Below are 13,171 nucleotides of genomic sequence, written 5' to 3' on the forward strand. Positions count from 1 at the left end.
GCGGATTCGCGCTTGCGTCGATGGCATTGCGGCGGCAGGCCGTCTCGAGGCGAGTCCTGTTGGCATGGGCTGCGACAGCTGCGGCTGCTTGCGTGGCGGACCCAGGCCCAACGCGCCGCAGCGGGTCGGACAGAAGTTGCGCAGTACCATCCAGGATTCACCTCCTTCGCACCCGCTGCTGATGCGGCTGGCCAATGGGTGAGCAACAGCTTCAAAGGACTCAACGTGCCGGCAACCCCCGAAGAGATGCAAACGCTCGTGGGCGCGTACGAAGCGACGTACCCGCGCATGGCGCGAGCGTTGGCCGATCTGCTGCTGCGCGGCAACGTCATCCTGGAGGAACATCGGCTGCTGGACGACCCCGTCGGAGACGCCTTCGAGGCATTCGTCTTCAAGATGCTCGATGAGCAAGGCATCGGCAAGGAGCAGTTCGCGGCCACCCTGATGGCATTCGAGCGGCTCCGCAACACGATCGACCAGCTCGATCAGCTCCCGCCCTGACCGGCCAGGACACAGGACTATCCTGGGGGTCTTTCGGCCGTGCAAGTGGACCACGGCGACTGACCAAGAACTGGCCGTGGCCAACCCGCTTGCCGACTGCTGGGGGGCGGCCAGGCATTTCCGATCGACTGGTGATTAACCGCCGGTGCGTAACGTCCAGGGAGAGATGAAGACACGCGAGCCGTGGAACAAGGGCCGGCGAAGCAGGGAGGATGGGTCGCCAGACAAGTCGCGGTTCATGATTGGGGAATCGGCGTCAGGGCCGCTCCGGTTCGATGGTGGGTCGGCACAGCCAGATCTGGCGATGCTCCCAGACCTTGTCGCCCTGGGACTGGAGCTCAATGCCTGCAATGAGCAGGCCGTCGCCGAGCGTCGGGAGCAGCACCGGGTCAGTCATGGACGCCAGGTTGCGCATGCGGCTGGTCTCGAAGGCCGCCCAGAGCTCGACCTTCAGCAGGTTGCGTTTGCTGTTGTTGGTGGCGCGGTCCATCTCGGTGATGCGCAGGGTGCCGCGCAAGGGCGGCTCCAGATCGGAGCGCTTGAGGCGAAGGCCGCGTCGGCGAAGGAACGTTACGTCATAGAACACTGGATAAATATACAGCCTTCTACTATGCTTGGGGCATGGACGACACGCCTCCTGAGCTCTGGATCGCCGCCTGCGCGCACCGGTTGCAGCAGCAGTGGCGCACCGTGGATCCGCTGCAACTCGAGGAAGTGGCGGCCGAACTCTGGCGCGACGAGCGGTTGCGCTCCATGCCGCCGGACGCTGCGGCCGTGGTCTGGCTCGGGCCGGTTCGCCCACTGCCTTTCTGAGCCGCTACATTCCGGCCATGTGCAATCGCTACGAGAGTCCGCAGATCAAGGAGATCGAGCGCTTCTGGCACGTCGGCGCGCGCCACGCACCGTCGTGGGTGCGCGATATCTTCCCTGGAACACCCGGGCCCTTCCTCCGACGCCGGCGCGACACCACGGGCTACGAACGCGAACTCGTGGTGGGGCAGTGGGGGCTGATCCCCTGGTTCGCCAAGGAGCCGAAGCTCACGTACCCGACCAACAACGCCCGCAGCGAGGAGTTGCTCGACAAGGCGAGCTACAAGGAGCCGTGGCAGCGGGGGCAGCGCTGCATCATCCCGGCGGTGAGCTTCGATGAGCCGTACTGGGGGCCCTACGAACAGCCGTTCCCGAGGTGCGAGTGGTGGCGCTTCCGCCGCGCCGACGGGCAACCCTGGGGACTGGCTGGCCTGTGGAGTGTCTGGACCGACAAGGCCACGGGCGAGGCGCACGAGAGCTATACCATGCTCACGATCAACGCGGATGCGCACCCGCTCATGGGCCGCATGCACAAGCCCGAGGTCGATCCGAAGACGAAGCAGAAGCTGCCGCTCGAGCTCCAGGACAAGCGCTCGGTCATCCCCATCGAGGCCGCCGATTTCGATCAGTGGCTCGAGGGAACCTTCGAGCAGGCGCAACTGCTGCTCAAGCTGGCCCCGGCCGAGCTCTTCGACGCCGGCCCGGCGCCGCCCGATCCGCCAAGGCCGCCCAAGCCACGGCCAGAGCGGGCTCAACCCAAGACGCCGCCAGAGGCAGAACAGCCTTCGCTTTTTTGACGCCTTCAGGCGTGAAGAGGTGTGAAGAGGGAAGCCCCTGCGCCAACTTTCGTTCGTGCAGAGGGACCGTCGCAGTCTCGGAGTGCCCCAGAGGGGCGGCCGAATCCGTGGGCCAATTTGGGGGCGACAGTCCTGGCACCCAACTGGCAGGGCACCAAAGTCCGCTGCAGCCCTTCAACTACTGCCGCCAGAACTTGACGCGCTCAGGATCAACGCAGGCGAACACGGCCGCCAACTCGAAAATCGCCTGCGGGTGCATGAGCAATGGGCCGCGGCACCCCCGCGGTCGCAGCCTCCTTCGGTCGTCACCTCCGACAGGCCGGTCAGTGTGGTTCTCGCACCCCCCCCCCGCGACCCACCGCATAGCACGCAGTCCATGGCCGGTGGCCACCACGTCTTGCCCAGGTGCTCGCGCACCTTGTCGGCACGGTCGCGGACGTCGGCGACCGCCTTGCGCAGTTTCGTCCTGCGTGACGCCAAGAGACTTGCACCAGTCCCGGACCTCGCAGCCTTCATGGACGTTGATGCGGGTGCGATTCTGCCCGCCCACTTGGGGCTTGTCGTCGCCCTTCATGTCTCCAGTGTTGTGGTCGACATGGCGGCCACTCTGCAGCCGCGGGCGCGCCGGCGCTGTCGGCTTCTTCTGCTCCAGATCGGTTGTCACGTGAGCCCGACACCCCATCGGTGCGCCCAAATGCAAACTTGGGCGGCGATTTCGGGAGAACCACATGAAGCGCAGACGCGTTGACCTGCCCGCCGGTCGCGGCTTCCGGCGCATGGCGCTTTTCTTGGCGGTCCTGATCATCAGCGGTGTTGCCGCGGTCTTCTGGGCGAGCGAGGCGCCGGACGCCGCCGTGAAAAACGGCGGAGCCAGGGCGGCAGGCGCGGCCTCTCCCGGTCTTTCGACGAGGTCATCGGTGCAGGCCGGCGCCCTCCGCCGGACAGTTGCCAGGCCCGGGGCGCGCAACAGGAAGGCGCTCGCAATGCGCGCGCCGTCCGTGCAGGGCGAGATGCCCGGCGTGCGGCTCACCCGCCGCGCCGTTCCTTGCGCCATTCCCACGGCGCTACAGGCTCGGCATCCGCCCAGAGCCCGCGCCGCTGCCAGCGCGCGCCGTACTGCATCTTGAACAACGCCCCGTCGTCTCGGCTGGCATACCGATCGTAGACCCAAGCCCAGCCACCGGCGATCTGATGGCGCCCGACATCCTCTCCGCGGCACTTCACGTCGGCGACGGTCCTGCCATATCGGTCGGTGTCGCGCGGCGAAATCCGCGCCTGCTCCATGTAGCAGAGCCGGCTGAGCTCCTGCTTGCTGCGCTGCCCGTAGGGCTGGCGTGACTCCGGAGCGTCGATTGCCGCAACGCGGACCTTCACCTGCTCATGGTTGCCCGGCGAGCCGCAGCGCGCGGTGAGGGTATCGCCATCACTGATGCCGACGATGAGGCAGGTTCGGGACTGGGCTTGCGCGCAGAAGGGGAAGGCGAGAAGAAGACAGGAAAGGGCGCGCAGCACTGGGAATTCGGCCCATGTTCTGGGCGAAAAATCGAAAGAGCGAAATGATAGACGTGGCTCCAGGCGAAGCCGATGTTCAAAAGACCTTCAGCAGGCGCGGGGCACCGGCCGGCTTCGTGACTCAAGGGGCGGACGGTCTCTTGAGAATGTGAATGTCAGCTGCCGCAATCGCTCTCAGTTTCCCAGCAATCGAAAGGACGCCCGGTCCCGGCAGCACCCGCGGAGATAAAAAGCCTCATCGATGCCATCAACGCTGCACATGCGCCGTTTGCGCGAGCGATGGCGAACCTGCTGCTGCGCGGCAACGTGACTCGCGAAGAGCGACTGAGAGCGCCCCATTGGGTGGCGCCTTCGAAGCGTTCGTCTTGCGGAAATGCTGGAGGCCCTTCACCGTCTTCGTGAATCCATTGATCAACTCGAACGGCTGCCACCGCAGTTCATCTGCAGAACGACTGAAGTCCCTGCGCGCCCAGCCCGGGCAAAAAGGGTGCAATGAAATGCGCATGCTCCCTTCCGGTTTTCGTCCACGTCACGATGCCCGAGGGACGGTGCGATTCGTTACTGCGCGCCGCGAACGCAGGCTGCATCCAAATTGCCGTTCAACGAATGCCGTCTCGCGTTCTCGATGCGTCGACCAGGCCATGCCAGCGAATTCAACGCGCCCTTGTATTTTTTCCGCCCCAGGCACTCCATGGCAGGCAACACCCATGACCTGACAACTTTCGGCCTCATGTCGCCAGATTTCCCTCCAAGGCCGGCAAGCAGGCCACGGCCACTTCGTCAGATATGCACGTTTTGCCAGCAGGACCGGCGCCGGATCGCGGACGCATCGCCAATCGCCACCGTACGATGCGGCCGAGGTGGACGAGGAACGAGGAATGAGGAATGAGGAACTTGAGCATGAGCAATCGCAGGGATGAGATCGAGACGCAGCCCCATCAATTGGATGAGGGCCCCTTGGGGACCAGGACCCCAGCGGGTGCAAGGACGTTTGCAGGCACCGTGGCCGACTTCTTGCGCAAGAGCAGCGGCACGAACGCACAAGAGTCGATGGTCGGCAAAGCCCGTCAAATCAGGCAGGCCTCGGTGGCCGCCCAGGGCGAGCAGACGGCCGCGAAGTCGAGGCTCTACAAGCACTGGGACGCGATCAGAGCCGATGGCGTCACGGCATCAGAGTTCATTGCATTCCTGCAGCCTCTCGCCGACCTCGACGGCATCACGGTTTCCTACATCTACAGCGACGAAGATGGGACCGAGCATGTCTACAACCACAGGCGCGGTGAATTCGGCATTGAGAATCCGCTTTCCCGAGCAATTCAGGAAAAGAAACTCTCCAAAGAAAAAGCGCTGACCTTCGCGTTGAACGAGGAGGGCCGGGTCTGGATCGAGAGCAACTTCATGGAACTGAGCGACCTGAAATAGTCGCTTGAGATTCAGGCGCCAGTTTCGAGGAACCCTGCAGAGTTGCAGACGTGAGAAGGCTCACTCCGGCCATGCTCCTGCTGCCATTGACCTTCCCATGCGCCTCAGAGTCCAGCCTGGGGCCTCGCAGCGCCACTTCGCGAATCTGGTTCACGGTGCAAGCGTGCCGCCGGCGTTCAAAGTCCTGCAACTGACGCGTCGCCGGCGGCCATGAGAACCGCGATGGCGAACGTGAAGTCCATTGTGCTCAACGGCAGAGGCGATCGATCCGCCCGAGTCGGTGGGGCGGCCCTGTTCGCCCCTCGGAGAAAGAGGTCTTCATTGTTCACGGGCGCTCAACGCCGCTTGAGCGACGCCAGCCCTGACGCAGAGCAGCAGTTCAACGCGAACCGCCGTGGGAGGCTTGGCCCCGCATTCGCCGCGCTCTCTGGCGAAAGACGAGCACGATCGCTCTCTTGTCTTGCTGATTTCCTCTGCGCAGGCGGCGCCGGATCTGGTGGGCACTCTCAGCACAATCGCCATTTCACGCACTACAGCAGCCAGAAGTCGCCTGAAGAAAACTGTCCGCCCAGGCACCGGTGAAAGTCTCTATAGCGCGCTCGTTGCTGCGAGTGCCGGCCTCGCCATGCCTATCCCACGCGCCCAACCAGACCCGGCGGACCACGCCACGACGCGCCAACTGATGCTGGGGCGAGATCGCGAAACCGGCCTCGTGACCACGCGCGCGTCTCCGTCGAGCCTGGCGACACCGCTTTTGCTCGGACACAGTCGGCCGGCGGCGCGGTGCATTTCGCAGTCGTCCGGCAAGGCCGGGAGGCGCCCCATTTGCCGTTCGCGCTTCGGCAGCATGCGCGGCGACCTGAGCGCTGGGGGCTGTGCCCCTGTGCTTGAAAGCATCGAGGAGGCCGAAGCAGCGCCCCACGGACAGAACCCGTCCATTCGTCCACATCTACGAAGTGGCCAGGCTCAAGCCGATCTGATGAGCAACAAGCTGGCCACGCCATTCCGAAGAACGCGACACCCGACTCAAGTTTTCGGGCCGACGACCTCGCATCGGCCGGCGATCGTCGGCCGGAACCAACTTGTGACTGGGTCGTGGAGGCCAGCCGATGGGCCCCTGCACTTGCTGCGCGCATCGGTTAGCGGCTTCGCCACCCCGGAACGGGGCGCCGCTCTTAATGGCATGCCGTCATGCCTTCTTGACACGTCGGCATGACATGACTATGCTGGTCGTGTCATGAGCACGACCCCATACGCGAGCCCGCTTCGCGCAGAACAGATGGAGCAAACGCGCCTTCGGATCCTGGAGGCGACTGCAGATGTGCTGGCTGATGAGGAAGTCAACGAGGTCACGGTTCCGGTTGTCGCCATGCGCGCCCGCGTCTCGGTGCGAACCGTCTACCGGCACTTCCCGACCAAGGAGGCGCTCTTCGACGAGTTCGGTGAGTGGGCGGAGGAGCATCTCCGGGTCGTCCTCCTTTCCTACCCGGACACGCTCGAGGGCGTGCGCGAGATGGCGCCTGCGCTCTATCGCATGTACGACGAGCGAGCTCCGCTGATCCGCGCTCTCCTGTCGAAGCGCGGACAGGAGATCCGGACCCGCACGCGACGCCGAAGACTGGCGACGTTCGAGAAGGCGATGGGGGAGGTCACCGGCGGGCTCGGCCCGGCCGAGCGCCGCCGCGCCCTTGCGGTGGTCTACCTGCTCGTGAGCGCGCCCGCTTGGCAGGCGATGCGCGACCAGTGGAACCTCGAGGGCCAGGAGGCCGGCAAGGCCGCCGCTTGGGCCGTACGCGTGCTGACGGACGAACTTCGCCGCAATCCGGCAAGCATGAAGGAGGTTGGTAACGATGACACCCGCCGCTGAGCAGACCTTCGCCCCACCCGGTCCGGGATCGTGGTTCCTCGACCCGACTCACTGGACGCGGCCGGTGACCCGCTTCCACGCGGAAATCTTTCCCGACGCGTTCCGGCGCGGCTTCGGCGAGAGCCTCCGCCGCTACGGATCGTTGCTCGAATACCTGGAGGCGGACTTCGTCAACGGGTTCCCGTACTACTGCGCACGTCCCGTCGGCGCGCCGAAGGAGGCGGTCGGTCACCCTCCGAAAGAGGTGTGGGACGAGCTCGCGCGCAGTCACCCGATGATTCGGCGGCGCCTCGAGACGAGCGCGACCGTGTTCGAGCGCAAGCTCTGGCGTGAGGACCTCGAGCGCTGGGACCGGGAGGTGAAGCCCGCGGCGATCCGAGCTCACCTCGCGCTGCTCGCGGTTGAGCCGGCGACGCTCGACACGCCTGCGCTCCTCGCATATATCGATCGCTGCCGCGAGAACCAGATCCATGGCGCGTACATCCATCACCTCTTCAACGTGCCGGCGCTCCTGCCTGTGGGCGACTTCCTCGTGCACGCGCAAGAGTGGACAGGCCGCTCGCCGGCCGAACTGCTCGGCCTCCTGCGGGGCGCGAACCCCGACCCACTCGGTGCAGACGAGGAGCTCATGCGGCTGGTCGGCGCTCTACGACTGGATACGACGGCGACGGCCTTGCTCACGTCGGCCGGAGAGCCGGGCGAGGTGGTCGCCGCGCTTCGCTCGCTGCCCGGCGACACGGGGCGGCTCGCTTCGGCATACGTCGATCGTGTCGCCTACCGGCCGGTCAACGGCGAGGATGTGGGCGACCCGTCGGTGCACGAGCTTCCGGAGCTGATCGTCGCAGCGATCCGTACAGCATTCGATCGGCTCGAGACTCCACCGGCGAACGACCTGGTCCTCAAGACCTCTGAGTTGCGCAACGCAGTGCCTGCTCGGCATCGCGATGCCTTCGACGCGCTGCTCGAGGAGGCTCGCGCGACCTACCGGCTGCGCGACGAGCGGGGCATCTACGCCGACCTCTGGGCGATCGGGCTTGTTCGGCGCGCGATCCTGGCGGCCGGCCGCCGGCTCACGGCGGCGGGGCGGCTCGCCGATCCGGGCCATCTGGTCGAGGCTGGCTACGCGGAGCTGCGCAGCCTCGTCGAGTCGGGCCGCGGCCCATCGAGCGAGCAGCTGGCCGAGCGTGCGCGCTACCGGCTCAAGGCGCGCTACGCGGATGCGCCGGCGTTTCTCGGCGGCGAGCCGGGCGATCCGCTGCCGCCCGAATGGCTGCCGCCCTCCGCGGCAAGGCTGGAGCGGGCGATCGGTGCAGCCGTGCAGGCGATCTTCGCCGCGCCGAAGCCACGCACCGAGGGGCGAAAGGTGCGCGGTCTTGGCGTCAGCTTGGGCGTGTACGAGGGCACCGCACGGGTGATCCGCGGCACCGAGGAGTTTGGTCGCATTGAGCGGGGCGATGTCCTCGTCACGAACTCCACGACGACGGCATTCAACATCGTGCTGCCTCTCCTCGGGGCGATCGTGACCGACCGGGGCGGGCTGCTCTCGCACGCTGCGATCGTCGCGCGCGAGTACGGGCTGCCAGCAGTCGTCGGATGCACGGATGCGACCTCCGTGCTCCAGGACGGTGCGCGGGTCATCGTCGATGGCACCGCGGGCGAGGTCGAGCTCGTCGCATGACGGAAGCAGGCGACGATGAAACCGGCAGCACTTACCGAGGAGCTCGAGGAAAGCCTGTTTGGCGGCAAGGCCGCGCAGCTAGCCGCGGCCACCCGTGCAGGCCTGCCCGTTCCCGCGGGTGTCACACTTCCATACGGGTTCGTGGATGCAGTCGTTGCTGGCGAAGGCGACGCGAGACAGCGGTTGGCTGCAATCTTTCGCACGCTCGGCGCCCCGCTCGTGGCGCGTTCGTCCGCAGTGGGTGAGGACTCCGAGCAGGCGAGCTTCGCGGGACAGCATCTGACGCAGCTGAACCTGCGCTCCGAGCCCGAACTCGTTGAGGCCGTGTCTGCCATCTGGCGCTCGGCGCGCTCGCCTTCAGCGCTCGCTTACCGAGAGCGTCTCCGGCTGCCCCGCGAGCCGAGAATGGCCGTCGTCGTACAGGAGCTCGTCGAAGCGGACTCCGCCGGCGTGCTCTTCAGCCGCAACCCCGTCAACGGGTCGGACGAGCTCGTGGTCGAGGCCGCCTGGGGGCTCGGGGAGTCGGTCGTTGCCGGTCTTGTCATCCCAGATCTGTTCCGCTTGAGGCGCGACGGTGCCGTCGTCGCACGAGTAGCGGGACTGAAGGACGTCGCCATACGCACCGCCCCGGGAGGCGGCACACGCCGCGCGCAGGTTCCCCAGGGGCTCGCCCGCGTACTCTGCCTCGACGATGCACAGCTCGCTGCGCTTCATGCGCTCGCGCTCCGTTGCGACGAGGTGTTCGGCGGGAGCCACGATCTCGAGTGGGCTTTCGCCGGCGGCCGGCTCCACCTCCTGCAGCGGCGAGCGCTCACAGCGGTCCCAGGTTCGGCTGCAGGCAACCACACGGACGAGCACGTGCGCCTGCCGAACTAGCAGCCCCGCGCAGCAACCGGCACGCCGCACGCGCCCCCGTGATCCGGCTGTGCACAGCTAGGCGACCGACCCTGCCTTGATGCCATCCAGCGACATGAAAAACGAGTCTGAAAATCTCGCCAAAGTCCATCTGGACCTGCCAAACCATTGGTGGCGGAAGGGCGAGTCGCTCTGGGCGAAACCTCTCGGCGACGAACTTTACGAAATCGAGAATGTCCCGTTCTGCGCCTACGGCTTGAACTATGGCGACGTTGTGCGTGCAGTCGCGGCCTCGCCGGAGCTGAAGCCTGAGGTCCAATCGGTCGTGAATCGCGGAGGGAATCAGACACTTCGCGTATTCTTTAAGGTTCCAAGGGAAGAACAGGGTCCCTTCATCGCGGCAATTGAAGCGATGCGTGCGGAGATCGAGAGAGCGGATTCGAGCTTCATCTGCATCAACATTCCTCCCGACGCCAGCTATGCAGCCATTCGCGAATACCTCGGCGAGCAGGAAGCGTCAGGCACGCTTGCATACGAAACATGCGAAGCGCGAGTACCCGGGTCCTTTGATGATGCCCCTGACAAGGGCGGCTCCAACGAGGACTAGCCACATGTTGCGAAGCGGCGCCCAGGGCGCGCCAACTTTGGTCGCACGGCGCCATCTTTCAAACTGGCCGGCAGAGGTGCTGGTGCGCCCATCGAGCGGCAGTAGCCGGCCAGGATCCGTCATTTCCGAGTGTCTGCCCCACGCCGATTGGACAGGTAGAGAATCGGAGGGGCGGCAGGCAGCGCCACCGCCGACCTCGAGCGCGCAGCAACAGTACAAGTACGGATACTCGCCACGCCTAATGCAGCGCAGCATGTGCGCACGTTTACGCAGCGGCTGAGTAGCCTAACTGAGTAGCCTAACGGCGCTACAGCGGGCTTCGCCCGCTGCACTCGGGGTGAGCTCAACCGTTGTTTGGCGACTTACCTCTCGCACACTGACGCCGTGAAGAAGACGACGACCAAGAAGAGAACTACAGCCAAGGAAAAAGCTCCAGGCGCGAGCCAACTGGTGAGCAAGGTGCTCAAGGTGTGCGGCACGATCGCGGACATCGCGGGTGCCGCCCAAGGGGTCAGTTGGGTATACCAGCACGCTTGGCCCCTTGTTGAGTCTATTTGGCAGGAGGGCCTGTTTTGCCCGGAAAGTTTCTGGTGGGATAGCCTTGCCCTGCCAATGCGAACGGGAGAGTCCCCGGCTCAGATTCAGTCGCACCTTGCGGAGGCGCTAGCAAGACTTCGCGCGGATCGAGAACGTATCGAGGAACGGTTGACCCACTACTCTGAGAGCGACAGGCAGCGGATTTCCGACGCATACGACAAGGTCTCAGCGACGGTTCATACCCAGTATCCTCTCGCGGCTCAGCTTGAACGTTGAACGGCCGCTTCCGGCTAGCCACCTAGGTTGATCGACTGGCTGCTCAGGGCTCGCCTGCGCCGTCGCGCGGATCTGGCAGGATGCGGCTCCAGGAGCCGACCTTCGCGACAGACGGCTGCAGGCGAAGAGGCCGGCCGTCAAAGCGCCCCGCAGCCTCTCAACGTACGACCTCGTCGGCGCGCAACAAGAAGCTACTGGGCACCGCGACACCGACCGCAAGGGCAGTCTTCAGGTTAATCAGCAGTTCGAACTTTTGCGGCTGCTGGACTGGGAGGTCGGCGGGCTTGGCGCCCTTGAAGATCCGGTCGACGTAGCCGGCGGCGCGGCGCGCTAGCGCGGCGATGTCCGCCCCGTACGTCAGCAAGGCGCCACCGGCATGGTGGTAGCGCTCCACGCCGATGGTCGGCAGGCGTGCCTGCGTCGCTACGGTCACCAGCTCGGCGCTCGAGTAGACATGCCAGGGCGCTGGGAGGATGAACAACGCGTCAGTACGCGTGCGCCCTAGTGGGGGGATGACAGCCGCGATGTCCTCGACACGGTTCAGCTCGACCCGCCGGATGCGGATGCCGAGCCGAGGCGCCAGCGCCTCGATCTGCGTCAGCTCGTTGCGGTTGACCACCCAGTCGGGCATCCACAGCACCGCGACCTCGCGGGCCTGCGGCAGCAACTCGCGCAGTAACTCGAACCGCTTGCCGTGGAGCTGGTCGTCGACGGCCGACATGCCGGTGAGGTTGCCCCCGGGGCGCGCCAACGACGGGACCAGGCCGCTCATGACCGGATCGCTCACCCCTGAAAACACGATCGGGATCGCGCTCGTCGCACGCTTCGCGGCCATCGCCGCGCCGGTGGTAAGACAGAAGAAGAGGTCGACGCCGTCCGCCACCATTGCGGCGGCATGCGCGTCGAAACCCTCCGGCTTGCCCCCGGTGTCCCGCCAATCCATCACATAGTCGCGGCCCTCCTCGTAGCCCTGCTCGCGCATGCCGGCGAAAAAGGCATCGAAGACCGGCACGGCGCCGGTGCTTGGCCGCGGAAAAAACGAGATGTAGCCGATGCGCCGCGGGCGGTCGGCTGGCCAGACGCCAAGCGCGATGCCGGCTGCCGCACCGAGGACGATGAGCCGGCGTGCAAAGCCGTCCGGACGCGGATTCATGCGCCGAGACTACCTCCCAACCGCCCTCGCCGCAAAGCGGGTGCGGGGCGACGGAGCGCTCAGCTGGTTGGTGTGGTCTTCGCAGATCCAGCCGCGGCCTAGGCACAAGGGGCAGCTCGAACGCTAGGAGGTCGTCTCGGAGATGGGTGCTGGCTATGGTGTCGGCTTGCGGGCTGCCGGCAGTTAGCCCATTAACCAGGCCCTTTCGGCAGGTTGCGCATCTCAAGCGAGCTGACTGTCAGGCTCCGCGCCAAAGAAGCGCTGCTGCGCCTTCTCGCGTGACAGGCGCGTTATGGAATGGGAGCATAGGGCGCATGAAGGTCAAGGAATGCCCGCAACCTTCGCCAATGACGCGGCCCTGAGCTGCTAACTAATGCTTCGTTGGCCTGTGTCCGCTTTGCGGAGTCGAACTAAGGTCGGCGTACGTCTGCTCCGGGCCCGCCAGCGCTGTCGAGGATGTGCAGGATGCGGGCAAGGAGCAGTCCTTCGACCTTGCTCGCGACTTGGCTTGCGTCCAAAAGGCCGGATTCGTGAAATAGTGCCAACATGCGAACCTTCAGCCGACTTGTGATTGACGTTAATCGGAATACCGTGGCGGCTTGGTTTCTCCCTGGGTAGGCATCAAGGACCAACCCCTTAAGGCCCGTTTCGTGCGGGCCTTCTTTTGGCCAATCGACAATCGCTTTGACGCAAGCGCACCGCCATGACGGCTGGCGGCCAGAGGGAGCCGTCGCGGCAAACTTGAACCGAGGAGCAACATTGGAAGTCACCTTGAGATTCATCATCTTTTCGGCGCTTGTCTTGATATGCCAAGTCTCCACGGCGGAAACCGTTCAAGTCAAGTATCACGGCGGCGTCTCCCTCGACGCCTTCGCGTGTAGAGACGTTAAGGAGAGCAGTGACATTTCGCGGATTTGCTACGACAAAGCAGAGCGATACATGGTCATTCAGCTCAAGACGACCTACTACCACTACTGCGAAATCGACGCCGCGACAGTGCAAGGTCTCCAAAAGGCCAGTTCGAAACGGCAGTACTTCGAAACCCGCATTCGCGGTAGCGGTGCGGACGGACCATTCGACTGCCGAACGCACCCTATCCCGAAGAAGTATCGGCAGTAAATTTGTCGTCGGTTATCGGGGCCAACAGATGCTATGT

General features: G+C 65.1%; 14 protein-coding genes. 10 read left to right on the forward strand and 4 right to left on the reverse strand.

The genetic code is table 11. The features are described 5' to 3' along the window. Positions 1 to 198 precede the first annotated feature (198 nt). Positions 199 to 501 (forward strand): hypothetical protein, encoded by a 303-nt coding sequence (locus AC3A6Y_RS24610; protein WP_487870861.1) that lies wholly within the window; start codon positions 199 to 201, stop codon positions 499 to 501. Positions 502 to 757: 256 nt separating this feature from the next. Here AC3A6Y_RS24610 and AC3A6Y_RS24615 read toward each other — a convergent pair whose 3' ends face one another. Further along, positions 758 to 1,018: a hypothetical protein gene (locus AC3A6Y_RS24615; RefSeq protein WP_487870862.1), complete on the reverse strand. Its 261-nt coding sequence runs from the start codon at positions 1,016 to 1,018 to the stop codon at positions 758 to 760. A 104-nt stretch (positions 1,019 to 1,122) separates the two neighbouring features. On the opposite strand from AC3A6Y_RS24615, the gene AC3A6Y_RS24620 reads away from it, so the two are divergent. Both AC3A6Y_RS24620 and AC3A6Y_RS24625 read left to right on the forward strand, forming a co-directional pair. Beyond that, the gene (locus tag AC3A6Y_RS24620) at positions 1,123 to 1,314 is read left to right on the forward strand and encodes a hypothetical protein (protein ID WP_487870863.1); all 192 of its coding nucleotides are present in this window, start codon (positions 1,123 to 1,125) and stop codon (positions 1,312 to 1,314) included. Between the two features lie 17 nt (positions 1,315 to 1,331). After that, positions 1,332 to 2,108, forward strand: a complete 777-nt coding sequence (locus AC3A6Y_RS24625) for an SOS response-associated peptidase (RefSeq protein ID WP_487870864.1) — start codon at positions 1,332 to 1,334, stop codon at positions 2,106 to 2,108. A gap of 178 nt (positions 2,109 to 2,286) precedes the next feature. On the opposite strand, the gene AC3A6Y_RS24630 is transcribed toward AC3A6Y_RS24625, so the two are convergent. Together AC3A6Y_RS24630 and AC3A6Y_RS24635 are read right to left on the reverse strand one after the other, a co-directional pair. After that, positions 2,287 to 3,162: a DUF3606 domain-containing protein gene (locus AC3A6Y_RS24630; protein ID WP_487870865.1), complete on the reverse strand. Its 876-nt coding sequence runs from the start codon at positions 3,160 to 3,162 to the stop codon at positions 2,287 to 2,289. Beyond that, a complete protein-coding gene (locus AC3A6Y_RS24635; protein WP_487870866.1) occupies positions 3,135 to 3,620 on the reverse strand; it encodes a thermonuclease family protein in 486 nt (161 codons plus the stop codon). The genes AC3A6Y_RS24630 and AC3A6Y_RS24635 overlap by 28 nt, the downstream gene beginning before the upstream one ends. Before the next feature lie 900 nt (positions 3,621 to 4,520). On the opposite strand from AC3A6Y_RS24635, the gene AC3A6Y_RS24640 reads away from it, so the two are divergent. The 6 genes from AC3A6Y_RS24640 to AC3A6Y_RS24665 all read left to right on the forward strand — a co-directional run bounded on the left by AC3A6Y_RS24640 (position 4,521) and on the right by AC3A6Y_RS24665 (position 10,862). Further along, on the forward strand, positions 4,521 to 5,042 hold the full coding sequence (locus AC3A6Y_RS24640; RefSeq protein WP_487870867.1) for a hypothetical protein: 522 nt from the start codon (positions 4,521 to 4,523) through the stop codon (positions 5,040 to 5,042). Positions 5,043 to 6,279: 1,237 nt separating this feature from the next. Beyond that, a complete protein-coding gene (locus tag AC3A6Y_RS24645; RefSeq protein ID WP_487870868.1) occupies positions 6,280 to 6,909 on the forward strand; it encodes a TetR/AcrR family transcriptional regulator in 630 nt (209 codons plus the stop codon). Further along, positions 6,893 to 8,587 carry a PEP-utilizing enzyme gene (locus AC3A6Y_RS24650; RefSeq protein WP_487870869.1) on the forward strand — a complete coding sequence of 565 codons (1,695 nt, stop codon included), beginning with the start codon at positions 6,893 to 6,895 and terminating at the stop codon, positions 8,585 to 8,587. The genes AC3A6Y_RS24645 and AC3A6Y_RS24650 overlap by 17 nt, the downstream gene beginning before the upstream one ends. Positions 8,588 to 8,602: 15 nt before the next feature. After that, a complete protein-coding gene (locus AC3A6Y_RS24655) occupies positions 8,603 to 9,463 on the forward strand; it encodes a PEP/pyruvate-binding domain-containing protein (protein WP_487870870.1) in 861 nt (286 codons plus the stop codon). A gap of 79 nt (positions 9,464 to 9,542) precedes the next feature. Continuing rightward, positions 9,543 to 10,049, forward strand: coding sequence for a DUF4265 domain-containing protein (locus AC3A6Y_RS24660; protein ID WP_487870871.1), 507 nt, complete (start codon positions 9,543 to 9,545; stop codon positions 10,047 to 10,049). Between the two features lie 384 nt (positions 10,050 to 10,433). After that, positions 10,434 to 10,862, forward strand: coding sequence for a hypothetical protein (locus tag AC3A6Y_RS24665; RefSeq protein ID WP_487870872.1), 429 nt, complete (start codon positions 10,434 to 10,436; stop codon positions 10,860 to 10,862). A 157-nt stretch (positions 10,863 to 11,019) separates the two neighbouring features. Here AC3A6Y_RS24665 and AC3A6Y_RS24670 read toward each other — a convergent pair whose 3' ends face one another. Further along, entirely contained in the window at positions 11,020 to 12,015 is a 996-nt protein-coding gene (locus AC3A6Y_RS24670) for an ABC transporter substrate-binding protein (RefSeq protein WP_487870873.1), read from the reverse strand. A gap of 771 nt (positions 12,016 to 12,786) precedes the next feature. Here AC3A6Y_RS24670 and AC3A6Y_RS24675 point away from each other — a divergent pair. Further along, positions 12,787 to 13,134 carry a KTSC domain-containing protein gene (locus AC3A6Y_RS24675; protein WP_487870874.1) on the forward strand — a complete coding sequence of 116 codons (348 nt, stop codon included), beginning with the start codon at positions 12,787 to 12,789 and terminating at the stop codon, positions 13,132 to 13,134. Positions 13,135 to 13,171: the final 37 nt, after the last annotated feature.

The organism is Variovorax sp. Soil_C_17, assembly GCF_057657265.1.

Excerpts from the sequence above, each read along its gene's own strand:
- AC3A6Y_RS24620 (WP_487870863.1), top strand. The coding sequence starts at position 1,123 with ATGGACGACACGCCTCCTGAGCTCTGGATCGCCGCCTGCGCGCACCGG.
- AC3A6Y_RS24625 (WP_487870864.1), top strand. The coding sequence starts at position 1,332 with ATGTGCAATCGCTACGAGAGTCCGCAGATCAAGGAGATCGAGCGCTTC.
- AC3A6Y_RS24630 (WP_487870865.1), bottom strand. The coding sequence starts at position 3,162 with ATGGCGCAAGGAACGGCGCGGCGGGTGAGCCGCACGCCGGGCATCTCG.
- AC3A6Y_RS24640 (WP_487870867.1), top strand. The coding sequence starts at position 4,521 with ATGAGCAATCGCAGGGATGAGATCGAGACGCAGCCCCATCAATTGGAT.
- AC3A6Y_RS24645 (WP_487870868.1), top strand. The coding sequence starts at position 6,280 with ATGAGCACGACCCCATACGCGAGCCCGCTTCGCGCAGAACAGATGGAG.
- AC3A6Y_RS24650 (WP_487870869.1), top strand. The coding sequence starts at position 6,893 with ATGACACCCGCCGCTGAGCAGACCTTCGCCCCACCCGGTCCGGGATCG.
- AC3A6Y_RS24655 (WP_487870870.1), top strand. The coding sequence starts at position 8,603 with ATGAAACCGGCAGCACTTACCGAGGAGCTCGAGGAAAGCCTGTTTGGC.
- AC3A6Y_RS24660 (WP_487870871.1), top strand. The coding sequence starts at position 9,543 with ATGCCATCCAGCGACATGAAAAACGAGTCTGAAAATCTCGCCAAAGTC.
- AC3A6Y_RS24670 (WP_487870873.1), bottom strand. The coding sequence starts at position 12,015 with ATGAATCCGCGTCCGGACGGCTTTGCACGCCGGCTCATCGTCCTCGGT.